The organism is Methylobacterium sp. B4 (assembly GCF_003201865.1).
Classification (GTDB): Bacteria; Pseudomonadota; Alphaproteobacteria; order Rhizobiales; family Beijerinckiaceae; genus Methylobacterium.
In genome coordinates, this window is the sequence record NZ_QJJJ01000002.1 from 350129 (window position 1) to 373588 (window position 23460).

The 23460-nt window shown below is 72.6% G+C and carries 22 protein-coding genes and 1 pseudogene; 19 read left to right on the forward strand and 4 right to left on the reverse strand.

Annotation, left to right across the window (positions count from 1 at the left end):
- The first annotated feature begins 3 nt into the window (after positions 1-3).
- The 8 genes from BY998_RS05345 (at position 4) to BY998_RS05380 (ending at position 8437) form a co-directional block, all read left to right on the forward strand.
- Positions 4-3912, forward strand: a complete 3909-nt coding sequence (locus tag BY998_RS05345) for a glycoside hydrolase/phage tail family protein (RefSeq protein WP_110350578.1) — start codon at positions 4-6, stop codon at positions 3910-3912.
- A 48-nt stretch (positions 3913-3960) separates the two neighbouring features.
- A complete protein-coding gene (locus BY998_RS05350; protein WP_245421486.1) occupies positions 3961-5190 on the forward strand; it encodes a DUF2793 domain-containing protein in 1230 nt (409 codons plus the stop codon).
- A gap of 28 nt (positions 5191-5218) precedes the next feature.
- A complete protein-coding gene (locus BY998_RS05355; RefSeq protein ID WP_110350579.1) occupies positions 5219-5779 on the forward strand; it encodes a lysozyme in 561 nt (186 codons plus the stop codon).
- Positions 5780-5817: 38 nt separating this feature from the next.
- Positions 5818-6339: a hypothetical protein gene (locus tag BY998_RS05360; protein ID WP_110350580.1), complete on the forward strand. Its 522-nt coding sequence runs from the start codon at positions 5818-5820 to the stop codon at positions 6337-6339.
- Positions 6340-6397: 58 nt separating this feature from the next.
- Positions 6398-6748 carry a hypothetical protein gene (locus BY998_RS05365; RefSeq protein ID WP_110350581.1) on the forward strand — a complete coding sequence of 117 codons (351 nt, stop codon included), beginning with the start codon at positions 6398-6400 and terminating at the stop codon, positions 6746-6748.
- Between the two features lie 29 nt (positions 6749-6777).
- Entirely contained in the window at positions 6778-7014 is a 237-nt protein-coding gene (locus BY998_RS05370) for a hypothetical protein (protein ID WP_110350582.1), read from the forward strand.
- Between the two features lie 188 nt (positions 7015-7202).
- Positions 7203-7574, forward strand: a complete 372-nt coding sequence (locus tag BY998_RS05375; protein ID WP_181425434.1) for a hypothetical protein — start codon at positions 7203-7205, stop codon at positions 7572-7574.
- A gap of 185 nt (positions 7575-7759) precedes the next feature.
- Positions 7760-8437 carry a response regulator transcription factor gene (locus BY998_RS05380; protein ID WP_110350584.1) on the forward strand — a complete coding sequence of 226 codons (678 nt, stop codon included), beginning with the start codon at positions 7760-7762 and terminating at the stop codon, positions 8435-8437.
- A gap of 4 nt (positions 8438-8441) precedes the next feature.
- On the opposite strand, the gene BY998_RS05385 is transcribed toward BY998_RS05380, so the two are convergent.
- Entirely contained in the window at positions 8442-8690 is a 249-nt protein-coding gene (locus tag BY998_RS05385; protein ID WP_110350585.1) for a type II toxin-antitoxin system VapC family toxin, read from the reverse strand.
- Positions 8691-8782: 92 nt separating this feature from the next.
- Between BY998_RS05385 and BY998_RS05390 the strand changes: the two genes are divergently transcribed.
- From BY998_RS05390 to BY998_RS05410, 5 genes are all read left to right on the forward strand, one after another.
- Positions 8783-10198 carry an ATP-binding protein gene (locus BY998_RS05390; protein WP_110350586.1) on the forward strand — a complete coding sequence of 472 codons (1416 nt, stop codon included), beginning with the start codon at positions 8783-8785 and terminating at the stop codon, positions 10196-10198.
- Positions 10199-10345: 147 nt separating this feature from the next.
- Positions 10346-11902, forward strand: coding sequence for a c-type cytochrome biogenesis protein CcmI (gene ccmI / locus BY998_RS05395; protein ID WP_110350587.1), 1557 nt, complete (start codon positions 10346-10348; stop codon positions 11900-11902).
- A 163-nt stretch (positions 11903-12065) separates the two neighbouring features.
- On the forward strand, positions 12066-12608 hold the full coding sequence (gene ccmE, locus BY998_RS05400; protein ID WP_110350588.1) for a cytochrome c maturation protein CcmE: 543 nt from the start codon (positions 12066-12068) through the stop codon (positions 12606-12608).
- 46 nt (positions 12609-12654) lie between these two features.
- Positions 12655-14655, forward strand: coding sequence for a heme lyase CcmF/NrfE family subunit (locus BY998_RS05405; RefSeq protein ID WP_110350647.1), 2001 nt, complete (start codon positions 12655-12657; stop codon positions 14653-14655).
- Positions 14652-15122, forward strand: a complete 471-nt coding sequence (locus BY998_RS05410; protein ID WP_110350589.1) for a cytochrome c-type biogenesis protein — start codon at positions 14652-14654, stop codon at positions 15120-15122. Before BY998_RS05405 ends, BY998_RS05410 begins: the two co-directional genes overlap by 4 nt.
- Here the strand turns inward: BY998_RS05410 and BY998_RS05415 are convergent.
- Complete coding sequence (locus BY998_RS05415) at positions 15109-15795, reverse strand: hypothetical protein (protein ID WP_110350590.1); 687 nt, start codon at positions 15793-15795, stop codon at positions 15109-15111. The genes BY998_RS05410 and BY998_RS05415 overlap by 14 nt on opposite strands.
- A 107-nt stretch (positions 15796-15902) precedes the next feature.
- Between BY998_RS05415 and BY998_RS05420 the strand changes: the two genes are divergently transcribed.
- From BY998_RS05420 to BY998_RS05430, 3 genes and pseudogenes are all read left to right on the forward strand, one after another.
- On the forward strand, positions 15903-16565 hold the full coding sequence (locus tag BY998_RS05420) for a DUF1007 family protein (RefSeq protein ID WP_110350591.1): 663 nt from the start codon (positions 15903-15905) through the stop codon (positions 16563-16565).
- Positions 16556-17596 (forward strand): nickel transporter, encoded by a 1041-nt coding sequence (locus BY998_RS05425; protein ID WP_110350592.1) that lies wholly within the window; start codon positions 16556-16558, stop codon positions 17594-17596. The genes BY998_RS05420 and BY998_RS05425 overlap by 10 nt, the downstream gene beginning before the upstream one ends.
- Before the next feature lie 89 nt (positions 17597-17685).
- Positions 17686-18416: pseudogene (locus BY998_RS05430) on the forward strand (hypothetical protein).
- Here BY998_RS05430 and BY998_RS05435 read toward each other — a convergent pair.
- Positions 18407-19030, reverse strand: a complete 624-nt coding sequence (locus tag BY998_RS05435; RefSeq protein WP_110350593.1) for a histidine phosphatase family protein — start codon at positions 19028-19030, stop codon at positions 18407-18409. The pseudogene BY998_RS05430 and the gene BY998_RS05435 overlap by 10 nt on opposite strands.
- 286 nt (positions 19031-19316) lie before the next feature.
- Here BY998_RS05435 and BY998_RS05440 point away from each other — a divergent pair, with 286 nt between their 5' ends.
- From BY998_RS05440 to BY998_RS05450, 3 genes are read left to right on the forward strand one after another with little or no spacing between them, the layout of a single operon-like run.
- On the forward strand, positions 19317-21488 hold the full coding sequence (locus BY998_RS05440; protein ID WP_110350594.1) for a marine proteobacterial sortase target protein: 2172 nt from the start codon (positions 19317-19319) through the stop codon (positions 21486-21488).
- Positions 21485-22144 (forward strand): class GN sortase, encoded by a 660-nt coding sequence (locus BY998_RS05445; RefSeq protein ID WP_110350595.1) that lies wholly within the window; start codon positions 21485-21487, stop codon positions 22142-22144. Before BY998_RS05440 ends, BY998_RS05445 begins: the two co-directional genes overlap by 4 nt.
- Before the next feature lie 51 nt (positions 22145-22195).
- Positions 22196-22996 (forward strand): helix-turn-helix transcriptional regulator, encoded by an 801-nt coding sequence (locus BY998_RS05450; protein ID WP_110350596.1) that lies wholly within the window; start codon positions 22196-22198, stop codon positions 22994-22996.
- A gap of 4 nt (positions 22997-23000) precedes the next feature.
- Here the strand turns inward: BY998_RS05450 and sugE are convergent, their stop codons facing one another.
- On the reverse strand, positions 23001-23321 hold the full coding sequence (gene sugE / locus BY998_RS05455) for a quaternary ammonium compound efflux SMR transporter SugE (RefSeq protein WP_110350597.1): 321 nt from the start codon (positions 23319-23321) through the stop codon (positions 23001-23003).
- Positions 23322-23460 lie beyond the last annotated feature (139 nt).

Genomic DNA, 23460 nt, shown 5'->3' on the forward strand with positions numbered 1-23460 from the left:
TGCATGGCGACGCTCGTCCTCCAGACGGCCGGCGAGGCGGTCGGCAGCGCGCTCGGCGGCCCTATCGGCGGGATGATCGGCCGGGTCGTCGGCGCCGCCGGCGGCGCGGTGCTCGACGACGGCCTGTTCGGCGGCGGTGCGGGCCCGCGCTTCGTCGAGGGGCCGCGGCTGACCGAACTCGGCGGCCTCGCCTCGACGGAGGGGGCACCGGTGCCGCGGGTCTACGGTCGGGCGCGCATCGGCGGCACCCTGATCTGGGCTACGCGGCCGCTCGAAGTCGCCAACACCACCGTTGAGCGCGCCGCCTCCGGCTCCAAGGGCGGCGCGGGCGGGCGCAAGACGGTCCGCACCGCCTACAGCACCTATGCCAACGTCGCGATCGGCCTTTGCGCGGGCGAGATCGCGCTGGTGCGCCGAATCTGGGCCGATGGCACCGAGCTCGATCTGACGACGCTCGACCTGCGCGTCCATACCGGCTCCGCGACACAGGATGCCGACCCCCTCATCGTCGCCAAGGAGGGCGCGGACGACGCGCCCGCCTATCGCGGCCTCGCCTACGTCGTGTTCGAGCGGCTGCCGCTCGCGGCCTTCGGCAACCGCATCCCGCAATTCGCCTTCGAGGTCATCCGTCCCGTCCAGGGGCTGGGTGCGAGGATTCGCGCAATCTGCCTGATTCCCGGCTCCACCGAGTTCGGCCTCGATCCGCTCGCGGTGAGCGAGAATGCCGGTTTCGGCGCTACGAAGCCGGCTAATCGATTTCAGTTCCAGGGAGCGAGCGATGTGATCGCCTCCCTCGACGCGCTTCAGGCACTCTGCCCGCGGCTCGCCCGGGTCTCGGTGGTGGCGAGCTGGTTCGGCGACGATCTGCGCGCCGGGCATTGCACTGTGACGCCGCGGGTCGATGCGGCGGCGAAGGTGACGACCGGCGAGCCCTGGGTCGTCGCGGGGCGGACGCGCGCGACGGCAGCCCTGGTCTCCCGATCCGGCGACAGCGCGGCCTATGGCGGTACGCCCTCCGATGCCGGCCTCGGGCGGCTCGTGGCCGAACTCGTTCGCCGCGGCCTCGCGGTCGTGCTCTATCCCTTCGTCATGATGGACGTGCCGGCCGGCACCACTCTGCCGGATCCGCGCGATCCGAGCCGCCTGCAGGCCCCCTATCCCTGGCGCGGACGCATCACCTGCGACCCCGCGCCCGATCGCTCCGGGAGCCCGGACGGTACGGCGGCGGCGACCGCTCAGGTCGCGGCCTTCTTCGAGGGGCCGCAGGGCTATCGGGCGATGATCCGGCATTACGCCGCCCTCGGCGCGGACTGGGCTGCGGCGGGCAGCCCGCTCTCCGGCTTCATCCTCGGCAGCGAGTTCGTGAGCCTGACGCGGGTGCGCGGGCCGGGCGGTTCCTACCCGGCCGTGGACCATCTCCGCATGCTCGCGGTCGAGGTCCGCACGCGGCTCGGCGCGCAGGTGCGACTCGCCTACGCCGCCGACTGGACCGAGTATGGCGCCCATGTCCGCGAGGGCGGCGCCGAGATCCGCTTCCCCCTCGATCCGCTCTTCGCGGACCCGGCCATCGACGCCGTCGGGATCGACTACTATCCACCGATCTCCGACTGGCGCGACGGCTCCGGCCACCGGGACGCGGCGGACGCCACCGACATCTACGACCGCGCCTATCTGAAGCATCGCCTCGGCGCGGGCGAGGCCTTCGACTGGTTCTATGCCGATCCGGAGGACCGAGCGGCCCAAATCCGCACGCCGATCACCGACGGCGCCTACGGCAAGCCCTGGATCTATCGGCCCAAGGACCTCGTCGGGTGGTGGTCGAACCCGCATGTCGAGCGCGCGGGCGGCGTCGAGACCGGCCCGACGGCCTGGATACCGGGTTCCAAGCCGATCTGGCTCACCGAAATCGGCATCCCCGCCGTCGATCGCGGGACCAACGGGCCCAACGTCTTCCCCGATCCGAAATCGTCGGAGAATGCCAGCCCGCCCTTCTCCCGCGCCACCCGCGACGACCTGATCCAGGCCCGCGGGCTCGAGGCGATCCTCGCCCGGTTCGACCCGGCCGAAGATAGTTTCGAGCCGGCTCATAATCCGCTCTCGCCGGTCTACGGGGGGCGGATGATCGCGCCCGAGGACATCTTCGTCTGGGCTTGGGACGCGCGGCCCTTTCCCGCCTTCCCCGATTTCGCCTCCGTCTGGTCGGACGCCGCCAACTGGGCGCTCGGCCACTGGATCACCGGGCGCATCGAGGGAGTGGAACTCGACCGCCTGATCGCGGCCATCCTCGCCGATCTCGGCATCGAGGCGCCCTCCGCCATCGAGGCGGCCGGCTTCCTCGACGGATACGTCCTCGACCGTCCGCTCTCCGCCCGCGAAGCGCTGGAGCCCCTGGCCCGGCTCTTCAACCTCGATGTCTGCGTCTCCGCAGGGACCCTGCGCCTCCGCGATGCCGGGGCGGCCGATCCGGTCCCGCTACGGGCGGGCGACCTCGTGCCCGGGGAGGGCGAGACGGCGGCCCTGCACCGGATGCGGGCGCAGGAGAGCGAGTTGCCCCGCTCCATCGAAATCGGCTTCGGCGACGGCGAGAGCCCGGATTACCGCCGCGCCACCGCCGCGGCCGCACGGCCGGCCGGGGGCCGGCGGCGCGAGGTTCGGATCGACGCCGCTATCGTGAGCCGGCGGGACGCGGTGCAGGGGCTCGCGGAATCCCTGCTCGACGCGGCTCTGGCCGGGCGTGAGAGCGCCAGCTTCACCCTCAGTCCGCGCCGGATCGACCTGGAGCCCGGCGACCGCGTGACCCTGCCGGACGACCGCTCCGGGGCGCTCCACCGCATCGCCCGCATCGACGACAGCCCGGCCGGGCGCCGGATCGAGACCCGCGCCGTCCCCTCCGGACGGCGCGATACCGGGGCCGCCACGCCCGCGCCGCGTCCCGGCCGGACGCCGCCGGCCCAGCCAGGGCCGGTCTTCGCCCTGCCGCTCGTCCTGCCGGTGGAGCGCGGCAGCCCGGTGCCGCTCTCCTACCTCGCGGTGGCCGCCGACCCCTGGCCCGGCGCGATCACCCTGTGGCGCGCGGATGGCGAGGGCGCTCCCTTCCGGCCCCACCGCACCCTCGACCATCCGGCCTGCCTCGGCCGAACGCGAACCCCCCTGCCACCCGGCCCGCTCTGGCGCTTCGACCGAAACGCCCGCCTCGACGTGGATTTGCGCCACGCGGAAGGGCTCGCCGCGATCGGCGAGGCTGCCGCGCTCGCGGGCGGCAACCTGTTCGCCCTGGTCGGGACGGACGGGGTGGTCGAGATCCTGTCCGCGGCCGGGGCCGAACTGACGGGGCCGGAAACCTGGCGGCTGTCCGGCCTGATCCGGGGTCTTGCCGGGAGCGAGGCCGCCGCGGGCCGACCCGCTCCGACGGGAAGCCTGATCGTGCGCCTCGACGACGGCGCCGTCGCGCCCCTCGTCGACCGCCTCGACGAGGCGGGCCGGCGCTTCCTCTACCGGGTCGGCCCGGCGGAGCGCGATCCCGCCGATCCGGTCTTCATCGGCTTCGAGGCGACCGCCGGACTCGACTCCTTCGTTCCCCTGAGTCCGGTCCACCTGCGCGCCCGCCGCGGGCCGGACGGCATCCGCCTGAGCTGGACCCGCCGCGCCCGGCGCGACGCCGATAGCTGGGAGCCTGCGGACGTGCCTCTCGGCGAGGATGCCGAGGCCTACCGCATCGACATCCTCGCCGATGACGGGCGCATCCTGCGCAGCCTCGCCAGCACGGCCCCGAGCGCGCTCTACGCCGCGGCGGACGAGGCCGCCGATTTCGGCGCGCTCCGCACCGAGATCGACTTCGCCGTGGCGCAGCTCGGGGCGCGGACCGGCCCCGGACCGACCCGGCGGGCACGGGTGAGCCTGCACCGGGCCTGAACCGCCGATCCCGACATCCGACCTCGATCCGCGTCAGGGAGGCCGCCCGTGGCCGATACCACCCCGAGTCTCGCCCTGCCGCTGATCGCGGCGGGGCAGGCGCAGAAACACGTCACCCACAACGAGGCGCTGGCGCTGCTCGACGCGCTCGTGCAACTCGCCGTTCTCGACAAGGATCGAACCGCGCCGCCCCCCGACCCGACGGAGGGCGACCGCTACCTGATCGCCGCCTCCGACCCGTCCGGCGCCTGGGCGGGCTGGGCCGGCCGCATCGCCCGCTTCCAGGACGGGGCGTGGCTCGCCCTCCGGCCCCGGGCCGGTTGGCTCGCCTGGGTCGCCGACGAGGCCGACCTCTACACCTTCACGGGCACGGTCTGGATGTCGTTCCGCGGCACCCTGGATGCTCTGAACGACCTCTCGCGGCTCGGGATCGGCACGGGCGCGGATGCGGACAATCCCTTCGCGGCCAAGCTCAACAAGGCGCTCTGGACCGCGCGGACGACGGCCGAAGGGGGCAGCGGGGATCTGCGCTACACCCTCAACAAGCAGGCGCCCGGCAACGTCCTCTCCCTGCTGATGCAGTCCGGCTGGTCGGGTCGGGCCGAGATCGGCCTGACCGGCGACGACGACCTGCGCGTGAAGGTCTCGCCCGACGGAGGCCGCTGGTTCGAAGCCTTGCGCATCGCTGGCGCGACGGGGGACGTCGCCTTTCCCGGCCGCGTCACCGTCGCGGGCGTGCCGCTGCCGACGGGGCAGGTGATCGCGGGCAACATCGGTGACAACGCCGTCGATGCGGGCGTGACCCGCTACTTCTCCCACGCCCTGTTCGGCGGCCATCCCAGCGAAGTCTGTCTTCCCGGGGGGGCGAAGGGGGCGGTTCAAGAACCTGCGCATCGTGACGCAACAGGCTCCGGGTGCGGGCCAGCACTGGACCTTCACACTGCAGAAACGGTTCGGCGACACCGCGCTGACCTGCACGATTTCCGGCGACGCCAAGGAAGCGGCCGATCTCGTCAACGGTGTCGTCTTCGAAGGCCACGAGCACTGGTGCCTCAAGGTCGTGTCAAGCGCCGGCGCGCACTTCACGGTCAACGTCCTGTTCTCGCTGTTCTTCGAAAACCTCGATTGAGGCCGCGTCACGAAACGTCCGCGGCGCCGTCGATGCCGGGGCGGACGACGCGCCCCGGCCGTATCGCCCGGCGGGCACTTCGAAAGCCTCGGACAAGCGCCCCCTGCCGGCCCCGGCGCGGTGCGCGACCGGTCCTGCATCCCCGCTGACCACCCCGCCCCGACCCGGAGACACACGATGGATCTCAGCGCCCTCGGTCGCGCCGTCCTGATCGCCCGGGAGGGCCTGCGGCTGGAGGCCTATCGCGACAGCGTCGGCATCTGGACGATCGGTGTCGGCCACACCGCCGCCGCCGGCCCGCCTCTGCCGCGGGCGGGTCTGCGCATCGGCGCGGAGGAGGCCGACGCGATCTTCGTCCGCGACGTGGCCCGCTTCGTGCGCGCCGTCGCGGAGGCGATCCCCGAGCCGCTGCCGCAGCACGCCTTCGACGCCCTGGTCTCGCTCTCTTTCAACATCGGACCGGCGGCCTTCCTGCGCTCCACCGTGCTGCGGCGGCTGCGGGCGGGCGATCGGGAGGGCGCGGCCGGGGCGATCCTGATGTGGAACCGGCCGGCGGCCATCATCCCGCGCCGGCAGGCCGAGCACGACCAGTTCCGCACCGCCTACGAAGCCGCCCTCCCGCGCGCCCGGCGCGGCGATCCGCAGCCCGTGGCGCTTCCGGCCGCCGGCCGTCCCTCACTGGCCGCAGGCGGTCTTGGAGCGCCGACGCGCCGTCTGGCCGCGCCGCGCCCCCGCTGAACCCCGCCCATCCCCTCGACGCGAAAAGGATCGTAGCCATGATCGCCAAGGCAATTCTGCCCTTGCTCCTGCTCGTGCTGCCGCCGGGCACCGGCGCGGCGGCCGCACACCCCGCCGCGGAGGCGGCCGCGCTCGTCCTGCCCTGGGGCGACGCGGTGCTCGCCCTCGCCCAAGGTCTCACCGCGCTGCTCACGCCGGTTCTGGTCGCCGCGCTGGCGGCGGTTCTCGCCCGCATCGGCGGCCCGCTGCGGCTCCTCGTCACCGACGCCCTCGTCGAACGCCTCGTGCACCGCGCCACCGACTACGCCCTCAACGCCGTCTCCGGCGCGGTCCGCGGGCGCACGCTCACGGTCGCCGTCGGGTCGGCGGTGATCGCCCGCGCCGTGCAGCGGGCCCTCGATCAGGCGCCGGGCTGGCTGATCCGCGCGGCGGGCGGCGGCGAGGGGCTGGCCGAGAAGGTTTTCCGCTCCCTGAGCCTGGAAGAGGCGGCCACCGCCCGCAACACCCTCGAACCCGCGCTCAGGCGCGTCGCCTCGGCCGCACCCGGCGAGGCCGTCTGATCCTCCGGCCGCGCCGAGACCGGGGGGCGTCGCGACAGGCGATCCGGAGGGGGCCGCCGTGGAGAAGATCGCAACGGAAGCCGCGCGCCTCCTCTTCGCCGACGGCGGTGCCGGCTGGATCGTCGCGGTGCTGCTGGGGCTCGCCTGCCTCCATCTCTACCGCGACGGCCTGCGCGTGCTGGAGGCGCGCATCGTCGAGACCGGAGCGACCGCCGCCCTGGAGCGCGCCTCGCAGACCAACGCGGCGGTCGCCGCCGCCCTGGAGAGCCGCACCCGCGTGCTGGAGGATCTAGCCCGCCTCGCCGCCGAGACCGCCCGCGAGGTGGAACGCAGCGACGAGCGCGCCCGCGAGAAGTTCGAGGAGATCCTGCGGCGGATGGACGACCTCCCGCATCGTCCGAGGCCCTGACCGACGAACCGCAACGGACGGGACGATCCATGTTTGCATCCCTTTTCCCGGCAGGCCCGGCCGGGCTCGGCCGCCATCCCTCGCGGAGGCGCCGCAGCCGCGCCGCCGCGAGCCGGCTCGACCAAGCCCGCCACGGCTTCGAGCGCTCGCTCACCGTCCTGCGCCGGGCCGCGCTCGATCACATCGACAGCCAGGATCTGGCGAGCCTGACGCTGCGACGCTTCCTCGATCATGGGCTCGGCGCGGCGGGACGGCCGACACCGTGAGGCGTCCCGCAGCGCGCGTCTGCGCACTGGCACTGCGGGAACCGTGGCGGCGGTCCCGCCTTGTCCCCGACAGCATCGCCGACCCGGACATGGCCCCCGACCCGAGAACAGCATTCGCATCCCCGAAACGGCTCGCTCTCGCGAACATTCAGGGCGCATTCAGTGCCCTGAGACGAGAGTTCCCCTCGATGCGCCAAGCTTTCGCCCTGCTGATCGTCGTCTCGACCGCCGCGGTTCTCGCGACGGGCGCGGTCGGCCCCCTCGCCGAGGAGACCGGCGCCCTGGCGCCCGCCCCTCCGACGCGGGAGGTGCTGAACCGGGGCGACGACTGCCTCTCGCCCGCCGATCTGCGCGAGGCGGTGGCGGAGAAGCGCGTCGTTCCGCCCATCGCCGCGATCCGCGCGGCCCGGCAGATCGTCCCGCGGGCCGAGATCCAGCGCGCCAGCCTGTGCCGGCACGAGGCGGGTCTCGTCTACCTGCTGACGGCCCTGCGCCGCGACGGGCAGTTCACGCGGGTGATGGTCGATGCCCAGTCCGGGCAGGTCAGCGGGCAGTGGTAGCGATGGGGCGGCGTAGCGGAAGTTTTACGGTTTATGAGCGACATCCGGTTGCCCGGAACCTGACCGATCGTCAGTGTCCGCGCATTCGGCCGGCACCTGCCGCCCCGATTGATTCTGCCCCGAACGGGAAAAGCGGGCGATGGGCCGTCATCGCCGGTGGCGATCTGCTTGAGGAGTGACCGACCGTGCGCTTGCTCGTCGTCGAGGACGACCGTGACATCAACCGTCAGGTCGTCGCCGCCCTGGAAGAGGCCGGATACGTCGCCGACAAGGCCTTCGATGGCGAGGAGGGCGGCTATCTCGGCGAGAACGAGCCCTACGACGCGATCATCCTCGACATGGGCCTGCCCAAGGCCGACGGCGTCACCGTGCTCCAGAACTGGCGCCGGGCCGGGGTGAAGACCCCCGTCATCATCCTGACCGCCCGCGACCGCTGGTCGGACAAAGTGGACGGCTTCGATGCGGGCGCCGACGATTACGTGACCAAGCCCTTCCACATGGAGGAGCTGATGGCCCGCGTGCGCGCGATCCTTCGCCGCGCGGCGGGCCATGCCTCGAGCCAGATCGCCTGCGGCCCCGTCACCCTCGACACCCGCTCGGGCCGCGTCTTCGTGGACGGTGCGCCGGTCAAGCTGACGAGCCACGAGTACCGCCTGCTGTCCTACCTCATGCATCACACCGGCCGCGTCGTCTCCCGCGCCGAGCTGACCGAGCACCTCTACGACCAGGATTTCGACCGCGATTCCAACACCATCGAGGTGTTCGTCGGGCGCCTGCGCAAGAAGCTCGCCGTGGATCTGATCCAGACGGTGCGAGGCTTGGGCTACCTGATCGATCCGAACCAGCCGCCCGGGCGGGGGTAGGCCGTCATGGGTCGCCGAGATCGGCGAGCGCGAAATCCTCGCCTTTGTAGAGGAGCGGTACGCCGCGATTTCGCGCGACCGCGTAGGCGAAGCAGGCGCCTATGCTGAGGTCGGCCGGATCTCCCGTTCCTTTCCCGTGATGCTTGAAGGCATCGGGTGCCCCATCCGCACCTTCCGGGGCCATCGGAGCGAGACCGATCCTCGCAAGGTCGAGCAGCATCTCGATGTTCGCATCGCGGATGTGCAGGCCCATGCGCTTCTGGATTTAGCGCTGTGTCGGATCCCGGCGCGCATGATGTACATGCCGGCATCCCCGCGAGCGAGCCGCGTTTCGAGCCTGGAATCATGACCGACCGCCTCGCCTGGCTGCCCCTGCGCCGCCGCTCCATCGCGGTCCGGCTCGCGGTCTCCTCGTTCCTGTCGAGCACCGCGATCCTCGTCATCGCGGCCTTCATCCTCACCACGCTCTACCGCGAGAACACCGAGCGCGCCTTCGACAGTCGGCTGCTCGTCTTCGCCAACAACCTCGCCACGGATCTCGTCTCCCCGAGCGACCCGGAGGCGCGCTCCTTCTCGCTCGGCGACCCGCGCTTCGATCTGCCCCTCTCGGGCTGGTACTGGCAGGTCGGGCGGCCCGATGCGAAGCCGCGGGACCTGCGCACCTCGCGCTCGCTCGTCGGCGTGCCGCTGAAAGGGCCGGATCAGGCCGGCACCGCCACCATCGGCCAGATCCGCCAGGGCTACGGCCGGGGCCAGGACGACCGCAGCTTGCGCATCGTCGAGCGCGACGTCGATGTCGGGGCCGACGGGCGCTACACCGTGCGCGTGGCGGGGCCGGCCGACGAGATCGTCAACGACGTCGAGCGCTTCCGCTTCTCGCTGTTCATGACCTTCGGCCTGCTCGGCTTCTCGCTCGCGGCGACCGCGCTGCTGCAGATCCGCTTCGGCCTCGCGCCCTTGCGCAAGCTGCGCACGGCACTGGGCACCATCCGCCGCGGCGAGGCCGACCGGATCGACGGAGAGTATCCGCGCGACATCGCTCCGCTGGCGGGCGAGATCAATCTGCTCATCGAAACCAACCGCGAGATCCTGGAGCGCGCCCGCACCCAGGTCGGCAACCTCGCCCACGCCCTGAAGACCCCGCTCTCGATCATCGTCAACGAGGTCGGCAGCAGCGAGGCGCCGCCGGAGCTGTCGGAGAAGATCCGCGAGCAGGCGGCGGTGATGCGCGACCAGGTGAACTACCATCTCGACCGCGCCCGCGCCGCCGCGCTCGCGGGTACGCTCGGCACCTCCACCGAGGTCGAGCCGGCGCTTGCCGGACTGGTGCGAACGTTCGGAAAAATCTATCGCGACAAGGACATCGCCTACGAGGTCCACGTGGCGCCGGGCCTGCGCTTCCGCGGCGAGAAGCAGGATTTCGAGGAGATGATCGGCAACCTCGTCGACAACGCCTCGAAATGGGCGAGCGGGCGCGTTTCGATCTCGGCCTCGCCCACGGGCGAGCACGACTATCCCCACCTCCTCGTCTCGGTCGAGGATGACGGGCCGGGCCTGCCCGAGGAGGATCGCGCCGCCGTGCTCAAGCGCGGCCGGCGCCTCGACGAGACCAAGCCCGGCTCCGGCCTCGGCCTGTCGATCGTGGCGGATCTGGCCGCGCTCTATCGCGGGCGCTTCCGCCTGGAGGCGGCGGCGCTCGGCGGCCTTCGCGCGGTGATCGAGGTGCCCGGAGACGCGCCCGCGGGTGCCGGACAACGCTGAGTGGTGCCGATGCGGCGAAGGTTACGCTGCAATCCGCCTGTGCTATGGCCGACCTGTCCGCGTGCGTGACGACGTGTCACCCGAGGCTGATGTCGTGCGGGCCCCGCTCGGGCTCTACACGGGGCCGAGCTTGCATTCTTGGGTCTGATGACGGCGATCTGGTTTATTCTGGCGGCCATGACCGGCGCAGCCGTGTTCGCGCTGCTCTGGCCGATGTCGCGCCGCCGCCGGCAGGGGCTTGCGCCGGGCGCCGGGCTGGAGGCCGGGAGCAGTGCGTCCGGGCTCGCCACCGAGACCGGCTTCTACGAGGACCAGCTCGCCGAGATCGAGCGCGATCTCGGGCGCGGCCTGATCGCCCCGGCCGAGGCCGAGGCCGCCCGCACCGAGGCCGCGCGCCGGCTCCTGCGGGCGAGCCGCGAGGAACGTGCGAACGCGCCGGGCGCCCGGCCGATCGCCGAGCCGCATCTGCGCCAGCGCCGGGCGGCCTCCGCCTTCGCACTCTCCACGATCCCGCTCGTGGCGCTCGCCGTCTACGGCCTCTACGGCTCGCCGAACCTCCCCTCGCAGACCGAGGCCGACCGCAATGCGACGCGGGCGGGCGCGCAAGATCTGATGACGGCCATCGGCCAGATCGAGGCGCGGCTCGCCAATCACCCCGACGACGTTCGCGGCTGGAGCGTGCTCGGCCCGGTCTACATGCGGCTCGGCCGCTTCGACGACGCGGCGCGCGCCTACGCTTCCCTGGTGCGCCTCAAGGGCGAGGACGCGCAGGCGCTGGCCGATTGGGGCGAGGCCCTGGTCGCGGCGGCCGACGGCACGGTCTCGCCGGAGGCCCGCAAGGTGCTGGGTCGGGCGGTCGCCGCCGATCCCAAAGCGGCCAAGCCTCAGTTCTACCTCGCTCGCGGCGACGAGCAGACCGGCGACGTGGCCGGTGCGGTGCGCCGTCTGGAGGCGATGGCGGAGGCCGCGCCCGCGGACGCGCCCTGGCTCCCCGCCGTGCGCGAGAGCCTCGCCCGACTGAAGGGCGAGACGATGCCGGCGCCGAAGGCCGAGGATGGGGCGAAGGCGGAGGCTCCGGCGGCCGGGCCGGGCTCCAACATCCAGTCGCTGCCCCCCTCCGAGCGGATCGATGCGATCCGCGGCATGGTCGAGGGTCTGGAGCGGCGCCTGGCCAAGCAGGGCGGCAGCGCCGAGGAATGGCTCCGCCTCGTGCGCTCCCACGCGGTGCTCGGCGAGCGCGACAAGGCGCTCGACGCCCTGGAGCGCGCCCGCAAGGCCTTTCCCGAGGACCGGGAGGCGCAGGCCCGCCTCGACACGCAGGCGCGCGAACTCGGCCTCGCGGAGGCCGGGGTGCCGCGTCCCGAATCGAAGGCGGAGGACAGGGCGGGCGCCGAGACGGGCAAGGCCGAGTTGAGCCGGCCCGAACCCGACGCGGCAGCCGCGATCAAGGCGATGCCGCCGGCCGAGCGCGAGGCGGCGATCCGCGGCATGGTGGCGACCCTCGACCGGCGACTCGCCGCCAAGGGCGGCAGCGCCGACGAATGGATGCGGCTGGTACGCTCCTACGGCATCCTCGGTGATCGGGCCGCCGCGACCCAGGCTCTCGACCGGGCCAAGATGGCGCTCGCCGCCAACCCGACTGCGGTGGAGCGCCTCGACGCGCTGGGCCGCGAACTCGACCTCGGCCGACCGGCCAAGCCGTAGCCGCAACCCCGCCCCTGACAATCGGTCCCGCCCGTGCAACCTTGACCCCGCGGGCGCGGGGGCCGAAACCGGATGCTCGATCAAATGAAGTAACGTCAGGCCGGCCTCAGATCGCTCGCGCGAGCCGAGGGCCGACAACAAGCCGACGAACCGGGACGGAAAAGTGACCCGCAAGAGCCGCCGCCTGATCCTCATCGCCACCTGCGGAGCCGTGCTCGCGCTGGCGCTCGGGCTGATCCTGTCGGCCATGACCGGCTCGATCGTGTTCTTCCGCTCCCCCGCCGAGGTGGCCGCGCAGGGCGTCGCCCCCGGCACGCGCTTCCGCCTCGGCGGCCTCGTGACGGAGGGCTCGGTCAAGCGAGGGTCCGACCAGAACGTCGAGTTCTCGGTGACCGACACCAGTGCCACGGTCCCCGTCCAGTATCGCGGCCTGCTGCCCGACCTGTTCCGCGAGGGCCAGGGCATCGTCGCGGAGGGCACCCTCGATGCCGGCGGCGTGTTCCGCGCCGACACGGTGCTCGCCAAGCACGACGAGAACTACATGCCCCGCGAGGTGGCCGACGCCCTTAAGGCGCAGGGGCGCTGGCAGGAAGGCGGGGGGAAGGCGGCCCCCAAAACGGATGCGTCCAAGTCCGACGCACCCAAGTCCGAGACACCCAAGTCCGAGGCGGCCGACGCGACCCTCGGTCAGCGCAGCGAGCGGTGAGACCCTTCATGACCATCCGCACCGAAACCGCGCGGGAGCTTTGCCGGTGATCGTCGAGGTCGGCCATTACGCGCTGGCGCTCGCGCTGGCACTCTCCCTGGTGCAGGCGGTGATGCCGGCCTGGGCCGCCCGCTCGGGCGACGCCGCCCTGCGCGAGGTGGCGGCGCCTGCCGCGCTGGGCACCTTTGCCTGCATCCTGTTCGCCTTCTGCGCGCTGACCTACGCGCACGTCACGTCGGATTTCTCGGTCCAGAACGTCGTCGAGAACTCGCACACCGCCAAGCCGCTGATCTACAAGATCTCCGGCGTCTGGGGGAACCACGAGGGCTCGATGCTCCTCTGGGTGCTGATCCTCGCCCTGTTCGGCGCCTGGGTCGCCACCGCCACGACCTCCGTGCCGCCGACCCTGCGCACCAACACGCTGATGGTGCAGGCGAGCATCACCTTCGTGTTCCTGCTGTTCATCATCACGACCTCGAACCCCTTCGCCCGGGTCGCGCCCGCGCCGCTGGAGGGTAACGACCTCAACCCGCTGCTTCAGGATCTCGGCCTCGCGATCCATCCGCCGCTGCTCTACCTCGGCTATGTCGGCTTCTCGATCACCTTCGCCTTCGCGGTGGCGGCGCTGATCGAAGGGCGCATCGACGCCGTCTGGGCGCGGGCGGTGCGGCCCTGGACGCTGATCGCCTGGAGCTTCCTCACGCTCGGCATCGCCATGGGCTCGTACTGGGCCTATTACGAGCTCGGCTGGGGTGGCTGGTGGTTCTGGGACCCGGTCGAGAACGCCTCGCTGATGCCCTGGATCGCCGGCACGGCGCTCCTGCACTCCACCGTCGTGATGGAGAAGCGCGACGCGCTGAAGGTCTGGACGGTCCTGCTCGCCATCCTCACCTTCTCGCTCTCGCTGCTCGGCACCTTCATCGTGCGCTCAGGGCTTCTCACCTCGGTGCACAGCTTCGCCACCGATCCGAGCCGCGGCGTCTTCATCCTCGCGATCCTCGCCCTGTTCATCGGCGGCTCGCTCAGCCTGTTCGCGTGGCGCGCGCCGATGCTGCGCCAGGGCGGCCTGTTCGCGCCGATTTCCCGCGAGGGGGCCCTGGTGATGAACAACCTGTTCCTCGTGGCCGCCTGCGCCACGGTGTTCGTCGGCACGCTCTACCCGCTGCTCCTGGAGATGCTGACGGGCGAGAAGATTTCGGTCGGCCCGCCCTTCTTCAATTGGACCTTCATCCCGCTGGCGCTCCCGCTCCTCCTGATCGTGCCCTTCGGCCAAGCGCTCGCCTGGAAGAGGGGTGACGCCGCGGCCGCCGCGCAGCGCCTGTTCGCGGCCTTCGCCGTGGCGCTCGTCGTCGCCCTCGGCGCGGCGGCTCTGGCCTGGGGCGGCCCGATCATGGCGCCCGTCGGCCTCGGTTTCGGCGCCTATCTCATCATCGGCTCGGTGCTCGAGATCTGGGCCCGCGCCCGCGGCTACGGCCAGAACCGGACACACGACCTCGGCACGACCTGGCGCCGGGCGATCGGCCTGCCGCGCTCGGCTTGGGGCACCGCCCTGGCCCATGCCGGCGTCGGCGTCGTAGTGCTCGGCATCGCCGGGCAGGGCTGGGCCACGGAAGGGCTCGCCACGATCCGGCCGGGCGGTCAGGTCGCCTCCGGCCCCTACACCGCCACCCTCGACCGGGTCGGCCCGACCAAGGGCGCGAACTACGACGAGACCACCGCCTTCCTCACCCTGCGCAACCGGGCGGGCGACTACGTGGGCACCGTCGAGACCGGGAAGCGCTTCTACCCCTCCCGCCGCATGACGGTGACGGAATCCGGCCTGAAGACGGTGGGCGTGAGCCAGATCTACGCCAGCCTCGGCGAGGTCATGCCCGACGGCTCGATCGGCATGCGGCTCTATCACAAGCCGCTCGTGCTGCTGATCTGGATCGGCTCGGTCATCATGGCGGCGGGCGGCGGCCTCTCCCTGACCGACCGGCGCATGCGCGTCGGCGCCCCCGTCAAGGCGCGCGCGAAGCTGCCGCCCTCCGCGGTGCCCGCCGAATGATCCGCGCGCGCTTTCCCGCGGCGCTCGCCGCGCTCGCCCTGAGCCTGCCTCTCAGCCTCGCGCCGGCGCTCGCCGTGCAGCCGAACGAGGTGCTGAAGGACCCCGCCCTGGAGGCGCGAGCACGGCAGATTTCGGAGGGTCTGCGCTGCCTCGTCTGCCAGAACCAGTCGATCGACGATTCCGACGCGCCGCTCGCCAAGGACCTGCGCCTGCTCGTGCGCGACCGCCTCAAGGAGGGCGACAGCAACGGGCAGGTCGTCGATTACGTGGTGGCCCGCTACGGCGAGTTCGTGCTGCTGCGCCCGGTCTTCGGCTGGCACACGCTGCTGCTCTGGCTCAGCCCGCTGCTGGCGGTGGGCCTCGGTGCCTTCGGCATCTGGCGCCTGTCGCGCCGTCGGGCACCGAAGGCGGCCGGACTCTCCGCGGCCGAGGAGGCCGAGGTCGAGGCACTGCTCAAGGAGCGGTAGCCGGATCCTCGTAGAGCGTCTCGATCTCGCTCGCGCCGCGCATCACGACGACGCGCCGCACGAATCGGTGCAGATCCGGCACCGCACCGGGGACGGTCAGCTCCACCGCCCGCTCGCCGCGGGCCCGCTTCTTCCGCCACGCCGCATAAGGATAGTGATCGATCGGCAGGAAGGTGTCCGCGCCCCGCGGCACCGGAAAGCGCCCCGTCGCGCCCGAATTGATGGCCGAGAGTTCGATCCGGTCGCGATAGGCCGCGACGAGCGGGGCCGCCTCGATCTCCAGGATCTCGTGGGCCTGCGCCCGGTAGGCGCGGCCGGCCAGCAGCGTGAGCACCCGCTTGCGGCTGAGCCAGAAGAAGACGCGCCCGTTCAGCCGGGCGTGCCAATCGGGTGGGGTCAGGCCGTCGCGCAGGCAGCGCGCGAGAGCCTTGTCGCTGAGCGGTTTCTGATCGCGCAGTACGATGCGGCCGAGATCCGCCCGCTCCAGCACGAGTCCCTCCGGCCGCCGCCGCTCGGCTGCGGCGCGCAGATCGCCCGTCGCCTCGAACAGGTCGAGTGCCGCCCGCGTGCTGAGGAGCCCGTGCCGGGCGATGCTCGGCCAAGCGCCGGCCTCCGCCATGTGGAAAAGGAGCGGGCAGTCGCGCAGCAGCTCGTCCAGCTCGGCCCCGGTCATCGATGCTCCCGCTCCCCTCGCGCCCTGCTTTCGCCCGATCGTTCGGGCAGGACGGGGCCCGACGCGTCCTTGGCCAAGGAACGCAGCGAGCCCCCGACCCGAGCGCCATGCCGATCGCATTCCCTCGCCGCCTCGCCCTCGCCGCCGCGCTCGGCCTCGCCGCTGCCGGCCCGGCCTCCGCCCACCCCCATGTCTGGGTGACGGCCAAGGCCGAGGTCGCCTACGAGGCCGGCCGCGTCGCCGGCATCCGTCACACGTGGAGCTTCGACGCCGCCTACTCGTCCTTCGTGACGCAGGGCCTCGATACCAACGGCGACGGCAAGCTCTCGCCGGAGGAGTTGCAGGGGCTCGCCAACGAGAACACCGGCAACCTCGCCGAGTTCGCCTATTTCACGAAGCTCAAGGTCGCGGGGAAGGAACAGGCCTTCGCCGAGCCGCGCGATGCCCGCATGGCCATGGAGGGCGACCGGCTCACCCTGAACTTCCTGCTGCCGCTCAAGGTGCCGACCGCGCAGGGGCGCGGCGTGGCGGCGCTGGAAGTCTACGATCCGACCTACTTTGTTTCTTTCAGCCTCGCCGAGGGCGCCGACGCGGTGCGCCTGCCCGGCGCGGCGCCCGGCTGCACCACCACGGTGACGCGGGCCAAGAACGCCGAGCCCGCGGTGGCGCAGGCCGGCCAGTCGATGACCGAGGCGATGTTCGAGGCGTTGACCGCCGCCTCGAATTACGGCGAGCAATTCGCCAACCGGGCCATCGTCGCATGTCCCTGAGCGCGGCCCCGACATCCTCTCCGGCCGGCGGCCTCGATTCCAAGGGCACCCCTTCGCGCCGGCTACCGCTCAAGGCCGCGCTCGCCGCCGGGGCGGTGCTGGCCGCCGCCGCCCTCCTCGCTCTCGTCGCCTGGACGCTCGGCCCCAGCCTCGCCGCGCCGCCGCCCCGGTCTCCCTTCGGCATCGGCTTCCGCGAGGCCGCACCGGCCGCGACGGGGATCGGCGGCTGGCTGCTCTCCGTCCAGTCCAACTTTTCGCGCGCGCTCCAGGGCGCGGTCTCGGCACTGAAGGCCGGGGGCAGCTGGATGCCGCTGGTGCTGATGGGCTTCGCTTACGGCGTATTCCACGCCGCCGGTCCCGGCCACGGCAAGGCGGTGATCGCCGGCTACATCGTGGCGGGCGAGCGCACCCTTCGGCGTGGCTTCTCCCTGAGCGCGGCGGCGGCCCTGCTCCAGGCCTGCGTAGCGATCGCCATCGTCCTTCTCGGCGTCCTCGTCCTCAAGGCGACCGCCGCGGGCATGACCCGCGCCGGCACCCTGATCGAGACCGTGAGCTTCGCCCTCGTCGCGGGGCTCGGCGCCGCCGTCACCTGGCGCAAGGCCGCCCGGCTCGCCGACTTGGCCGTCGGCGCCCCGGCGGCGGCCTGCGGTCCCGGCTGCGGCCATGCCGGTCTCACCGATGCCACCGCTCTCGACCGGCTCGACGGCTGGCGCGAGCGCCTGGGCGTCGTCCTTGCCGCCGGTTCGCGCCCCTGCGCCGGGGCGGTGCTGATCCTCGTCTTCTGCGCCGCGCAGGGAATGCTCGCCGCCGGCATCGCCGCGACCTTCGCCATGGCCCTCGGCACCGCGCTGACCACCGGCGCACTCGCGAGCCTCGCCGTCTTCGCCAAGACGCTGGCCCTGCGTCTCGCGGGCGGGCGGGGACGGGCCGGCGTCCTCGCCCTCGGCACCCTCGAACTCCTGGCCGGAGCCTTCGTGCTCGTGCTGGGGCTGGCGATGCTCTCGGGGCTGGCGACCGGCATCGGGGGCTGACACGCGCCTCGCGCGCGTCCCCTCGCGAACCCCCTCGCCAAGCACCGCGAAGACGTGGCAGGCTGCTCCCGGATCGGGAGGAGCCATTCTTGACCGGACGCGACGCCCTCGGCGCCTTCGAGCCCATCCTGAACTGGCGGTTGCTGAAGGGCTCGCACGCCTTTCCGGGGCCGGACGGCGGCACCTGCATCAACGAGGCGGCCATGGTCGCGGCGGGTCTGCCCTACCGGGCCATCACCGCGACCGAGGATTGCCCGCCCTGCTTCTCGCGCCCGCTCGCGGCCTACGCGCTCGGCCTCAACGACGCGATGCCGGAATCCGAGCGGCAGGGGCTGATGGCCTTCGTGCTGCGACTGTCCGGCTCGGCGGACCGGCCAGCGGTCGAGGCGGCTCGCACCGCCTTCCTCGCTCTCGAGAGCGTGCGCCGCATCCTGCCGCCGCTGCTCGACGCGGCCGGCCTGCCCGCGCTCGCCGCCCGCTGCGAGACCGCGTCCGATCCAGCCGGCGCGCAGGACACTCTGCGCGCCGCCGAGAGGCAGGGCGGCACCCTGTCCCACGCAGCCGCCGGCCGCCATGCCTGGATCGCGGGCGCCCGCGCCTCGGCGGTGGCGCGCACCGCCACGGCGGGGCTTCGCGCCTTCAGCGACCCGCGCTGCGCCGCCGAGGTCGCGGAGGGGGCGGCGCCGTTCGCTGAAGGCACGTGGCGCGAGGCCCTCGCCATTCTCGACGGGCACTCCGGATCGGCCGGCAGGCGCCCGCCATCGATCTGCTCCGCGCCCGCGATCGCCTGGAGGCGGCGCGCAGCCTCGCTCAGCCGTAGGCGCGCGGACGCGGCTCGTCGGCGAGATCGACCTCGACCGTCTCGCAATTGGCGAGCCAGTGGCCGGTGAGGTGGTAGAAGAAGGTGCCGTGGCCGACCACGGCGATGGTCCGTTCCGGGCGCGCCCGCAACCACTCCCGAAAGCCCGCCACGCGCCGGTCGAACAGGTGCGGCGGCTCGACATGCCAACCCTCCGGGCCGGCCTCGCCTTGCGCGTACCACCACGTCTCCGGCAGGTGATCGACGCGGAAGTCCGGAAACTCCCGGGCGAGCACCGAGGCGGCCCGGCCGATGTCGCAGCTGCTCTCCTGGCACTCCCGGTGCAGCACCTCCACGAGCAGCGTAGGCTTGGCCGGGTGGTCGGCGAAGAGGCCTGTCGTGGTCTGGAGCGCCCGGGTCAGCGGCGAGGTGACGACGAGTTCGAACGGGATCGCGCGCAGGGCTGCGCGGGCCTGGGCGACCTGGGCGTGGCCCTGTTCGGACAGGCGGGCGTCGATATGGCCGGGGTCACGCCCCGTCGCCCTGTGATGCGCGTTGAAGGTCGATTCGCCGTGGCGGATGCAGACGATGCGCGTGACGGGCTGCGATGAGGCGGGCGAGAAGGAACGGGACATGAGCCCGATGTAGGCGGTCCGGGGCGATCGAACAGCGGGTCGCGGCGCCGCGCCTGACCCGCGCACCTCTCCTATGAGAGGGACCACCCGCACCGACACCTGCGCACGGATCCGGACGAAGCGTCACCGTGGGCAGCCGAGTGCGCCGCTTTCCGCAACGCGGAGCCGCGTCTGGTGCGGAGCGGGGCCGAAGGAGGGCGAAGCGTCCCGTGGCGGCGGAGGCGCTGCCGGTGGAGCTTGGAGGAAGGCCGGCCCCGGCCGGCGCCCGATCCCAAGGAGGCTCCTCATGCTCGCGATCCGTCCATCCTCCCACCGAACCGTTCCGCCCTCGGCCCCGGGCCTGCCGCGCAACCTCCTGATCGGCCCGGTGATCGCCGTGCTCCTGGCGCTGCTCGCGGGCCTCCAGCCGGCCCGCGCCGAGGGCAGCGGCACGCTGCTGCTCCGCTCCGAGGGCGCTGCCCCCGTCGAGGCGCCCCGCCTGCGGGCGGACGCGACGATCACGGTCAGCGGCCCCACTGCGCGGGCGACCATCACCCAGGCCTTCCGCAACACCACGAGCGAGTGGGTCGAGGGCACCTACCTCTTTCCGCTGCCGGAGGATGCGGCCGTCGATACGATGAAGCTCGTTGTCGGCGACCGGGTCATCGTCGCCGGCATCCGCGAGCGGCAGGCCGCCCGCCGCGCCTACGAGGCCGCCAAGGCGGAGGGCAAGGCCGCGGCGCTGACCGAGCAACAGCGACCCAACCTGTTCACCAACGCGGTCGCCAATATCGGCCCCGGCGAGACCGTGCTGGTGCAGATCGAATACCAGCAGCCGGTCCGGCAATCGGCCGGCACCTATTCCTTACACCTGCCGACCGTCGCGGCCCCGCGCTACAGCCCGGCCCCGCCGGCCCTGACGCTTGCCGTCGAGCGGTCGACCGCCGAGACCGGCTCGGACCCCGTACCGGATCGCGACAAGATCGCCGCACCCGTGCTCGATCCGGCCCGCCACGGCCCGGTCAACCCGCTCACGCTGTCCATCGAGCTCAAGGCTGGCTTCCCGCTGGGCGCCGTGCGCAGTGCCACCCACGCCATCCGCGTCGAGGAGCCGTCGCAGGCCGAGCGCCGCATCACCCTTGCCGACGGCGCCACCGCGGCCGACCGGGATTTCGAGCTCACCTGGACGGCGATGCCCGGCGTCGCGCCCGCATTGGGCCTGTTCCGCGAGCGGGTCGCCGAAGGGGAGGCGGTGCTGGCGCTCGTGACGCCGCCGCAGGCGGCTGCCGCCGTGCGGATGCCTCGCGACGTGGTCTTCGTGATCGACAATTCGGGCTCCATGGGCGGCGCCTCGATGCGGCAGGCCAAGGCGAGCCTGCTCATCGGCCTCGACCGATTGGGCGCGGGCGACCGCTTCAACGTGATCCGCTTCGATCACAGCTTCGACACGCTGTTCTCCGATCTGGTGCCCGCCGAGGAGCGCTATCTCGCTCGCGCCAAGAGCTTCGTGGCGGGGCTGGAGGCGAGCGGCGGCACGGAGATGCTGGCGCCGCTCAAGGCCGCCCTGCGGGACGCGACGCCGGAGGAGACGGGGCGCCTGCGTCAGATCGTGTTCCTCACCGACGGTGCCATCGGCAACGAGGCGCAGATCTTCTCGGCCATCGCGACGGAGCGCGGGCGCTCGCGACTGTTCATGGTGGGCATCGGCTCGGCCCCGAACGGCTACCTGATGAGCCATGCCGCGGAGCTCGGCCGCGGCAGCTTCACCCAGATCGGCTCGCCCGATCAGGTGAGCGAGCGGATGCGCGCGCTGCTGCTGAAGCTGGAAAGCCCGGCCGTCACCGACCTGACCGCGACCTTCTCCGAGCCCGGCGTCGATGCGACGCCCGCCCGCCTGCCCGACCTCTACCACGGCGAGCCGCTCACTCTCTCGGCCCGGATGAGTCAGGCCCGCGGCACCCTGACCCTCACCGGGCGGATCGGCGACCAGCCCTGGCGGACGGTGCTCTCCCTCGAAGCGGCGCAGGACGGGGCCGGCATCGGCAAGCTCTGGGCGCGGGCGAAGATCGCCGAGGCCGAGACGGCGCGCCTGACCGGCCGGCTCACGGCCGAGGCCGCCGACGCGGCGATCCTGAGGCTCGCCCTCGACCACGGGCTGACGACGCGCCTGACCTCCCTGGTGGCGATCGATGCCACGCCGCGCCGCCCGGACGGGGCCCGGCTCGTCAGCACCGATCTTCCGCTCAACCTGCCGGCCGGCTGGGACTTTGCCGGCGTATTCGGCGAGGGGGAGGCTCAGCCGCTTCCCGCGCCGCCGCGCCAGCGCCGCGCCGCGAGCCCGGCGACCCAACTGGCCGCCGCCGCCCCTGTCGCCTTGCCGCAGACCGCGACGGATTTCGAGATCCGCGCTTGGCTCGGGGCGCTGCTGCTGGCGCTCGGCCTTCTCCTCTCCCTCCACCACCGTCGGGTCGCGGCGTGAGCGGGAGCACGAATCGGGGCGCCGCGCCGCGGCGCGCCGGCCGGAGGGGCCTCGCCGCTCTTCCAGTCTCCTTGCCGGTCTCCTTGCCGGTCCCCCTGTCGGCCCTCCTGCTGGTCGCGGTAGGCTTCGTCCTGCTGGCGCAGGCCGCCTGGATTCCGGCCAAGGCCGCCCTGGCGCAGGTGCTCCTGGAGCGCGCCTTCGTCAGCACCCTGGCCGAGGGCGCATCGATGCGTCCCTGGCCCTGGGCCGACACGATTCCGGTCGCCCGCATCGGCTTCCCGCGGCTCGGCGAGCGCTACGTGGTGCTCGCCGGATCGAGCGGGCAGGCTCTGGCCTTCGGGCCCGGCCATGTCGAGGGCACGCCGGAGGCGGGCGAGCCGGGAACGGCGGTCTACGCCGCCCACCGCGACACGCAGTTCCGCAGCCTCGGCCGGCTCGCGGTCGGGGACGCGATCACGGTGGAGCGCCGCGACGGCCGCAGCCTTCGCTTCCGCGTCACCGGACGCCGAGTCGTGCGCTGGGACGCCTCCGGCCTCGACCCGCAGGCGCCGGGCCGCCACCTCGTCCTCGCCACCTGCTGGCCGCTCGACGCGGTGACGCCGGGACCGGAGCGGCTGCTGGTGGAGGCGGTGCTCGACGAAACCGCCGAGCCTTGACGCCTCCCTCGCTTGTGCGGTTGTGTGCGGATCCGTCCGGAACCGCACGCGATGTCGCTGATCGAGACCGATCACCCCGAGACCGAGCTGCCCGCCGGGCAGAGCCGCGCCATCGCGGACGCCGTGCGCGAGGCCCTCGCCCGCCGCCGGATGTCGCGGCAGGCGCTTGCGGACGCGGCCCGCATTAGCATCTCGACCCTCGAGAAGGCGCTCTCCGGTCGCCGGCCCTTCACCCTGGCCACCACCCTGCGCCTGGAAGAGGCGCTGGGCCTTCCCCTGAGGATGCAGGCCCCCGCGCCGCCGGTCGCAGCCCCGGAGAAGGCCCGCCACGCGCCGGAGGAGTTCGGCTCCTACACCCGCGAGGCGGTCGCCTTCCTGACCGGGCGCTACCTGACGCTGCGCCCCTCCTTCGGGCAGGCGGGAGCGATCTTCGCCTACCGCACCGAGATCGCCTGGGATGCCGAGAGCGCCCGGCTCGTCTTCCGGGAGGCGGAGCGGCTCGACGCGCCGTTCGCGCAATCCGGCACCGTCTCGGTGCCGAACCAATCGGGCCAGATCTATCTCGTCACCAACTTCCAGGGGCAGTACCGGCTCGCCGTGCTCGGTCGCCCGACGATCCAGGGCGAGATGTTCGGCATCCTGACGACCCTGTTCTCCGGCCGCGGCACGCAGCTTACCCCGGCGGCGACCCCGCTCGCCCTGGTGCCGGAGCGCGGGGCGCTGGCCGAGACCGCGGAGTACGGGCGCATCACCGCCGGCATGGCCTGCGAGCCGGCCTACCGGCGCCTTCTCGACCGGGTGCGCGAGGATGTGTTCGCGGTGTTTCCCGGCTGCGGGGAGGGGACGGCCTGAGCCGTCACGCGGTGCTCGACAGCTTCATCAGCACGAGCCCGCTGACGATCAGCAGGGCCGCCAGGATGCGGGTGGCGTTCATCGCCTCGCCCAGGAACGCGATGCCGACGATGAAGGCGCCGACGGCACCGATGCCGGTCCAGATCGTGTAGGCGGTGCCGAGGGGCAGGCTGCGCATCGCCCAGGCGAGGCAGGCGAAGCTCAAGCCCATGGTGACGAGGGTGACCACGCTGGGCCAGAGGCGCGAGAACCCCTCCGACTGCTTCATCGAGAAGGCCCAGACGACCTCCAGCAAACCGGCGACGACGAGAACGATCCAGGCCACGGCAACCTCATGGGGCGCATGAGCCGGGCCGTCCCGGACTTGGACCCCATCGCGAAGAATGGACGACGGGGGAGGACGTTGCCTCGCGCGAGGTGAGCTAAAGTCCGCAGCGCCGGAGTCACGTGTGATCCCGCACAAG

What these genes read in the sequence shown, in the direction of transcription:
- BY998_RS05450 (WP_110350596.1), top strand. Translation starts at nt 22,196, where the DNA reads ATGTCGCTGATCGAGACCGATCACCCCGAGACCGAGCTGCCCGCCGGG.
- BY998_RS05375 (WP_181425434.1), top strand. Translation starts at nt 7,203, where the DNA reads ATGCGCCAAGCTTTCGCCCTGCTGATCGTCGTCTCGACCGCCGCGGTT.
- BY998_RS05420 (WP_110350591.1), top strand. Translation starts at nt 15,903, where the DNA reads ATGCCGATCGCATTCCCTCGCCGCCTCGCCCTCGCCGCCGCGCTCGGC.
- BY998_RS05355 (WP_110350579.1), top strand. Translation starts at nt 5,219, where the DNA reads ATGGATCTCAGCGCCCTCGGTCGCGCCGTCCTGATCGCCCGGGAGGGC.
- BY998_RS05410 (WP_110350589.1), top strand. Translation starts at nt 14,652, where the DNA reads ATGATCCGCGCGCGCTTTCCCGCGGCGCTCGCCGCGCTCGCCCTGAGC.
- BY998_RS05345 (WP_110350578.1), top strand. Translation starts at nt 4, where the DNA reads ATGGCGACGCTCGTCCTCCAGACGGCCGGCGAGGCGGTCGGCAGCGCG.
- BY998_RS05360 (WP_110350580.1), top strand. Translation starts at nt 5,818, where the DNA reads ATGATCGCCAAGGCAATTCTGCCCTTGCTCCTGCTCGTGCTGCCGCCG.
- BY998_RS05415 (WP_110350590.1), bottom strand. Translation starts at nt 15,795, where the DNA reads ATGACCGGGGCCGAGCTGGACGAGCTGCTGCGCGACTGCCCGCTCCTT.
- BY998_RS05435 (WP_110350593.1), bottom strand. Translation starts at nt 19,030, where the DNA reads ATGTCCCGTTCCTTCTCGCCCGCCTCATCGCAGCCCGTCACGCGCATC.
- BY998_RS05440 (WP_110350594.1), top strand. Translation starts at nt 19,317, where the DNA reads ATGCTCGCGATCCGTCCATCCTCCCACCGAACCGTTCCGCCCTCGGCC.
- BY998_RS05370 (WP_110350582.1), top strand. Translation starts at nt 6,778, where the DNA reads ATGTTTGCATCCCTTTTCCCGGCAGGCCCGGCCGGGCTCGGCCGCCAT.
- BY998_RS05390 (WP_110350586.1), top strand. Translation starts at nt 8,783, where the DNA reads ATGACCGACCGCCTCGCCTGGCTGCCCCTGCGCCGCCGCTCCATCGCG.
- ccmI (WP_110350587.1), top strand. Translation starts at nt 10,346, where the DNA reads ATGACGGCGATCTGGTTTATTCTGGCGGCCATGACCGGCGCAGCCGTG.
- BY998_RS05385 (WP_110350585.1), bottom strand. Translation starts at nt 8,690, where the DNA reads ATGGGCCTGCACATCCGCGATGCGAACATCGAGATGCTGCTCGACCTT.
- BY998_RS05425 (WP_110350592.1), top strand. Translation starts at nt 16,556, where the DNA reads ATGTCCCTGAGCGCGGCCCCGACATCCTCTCCGGCCGGCGGCCTCGAT.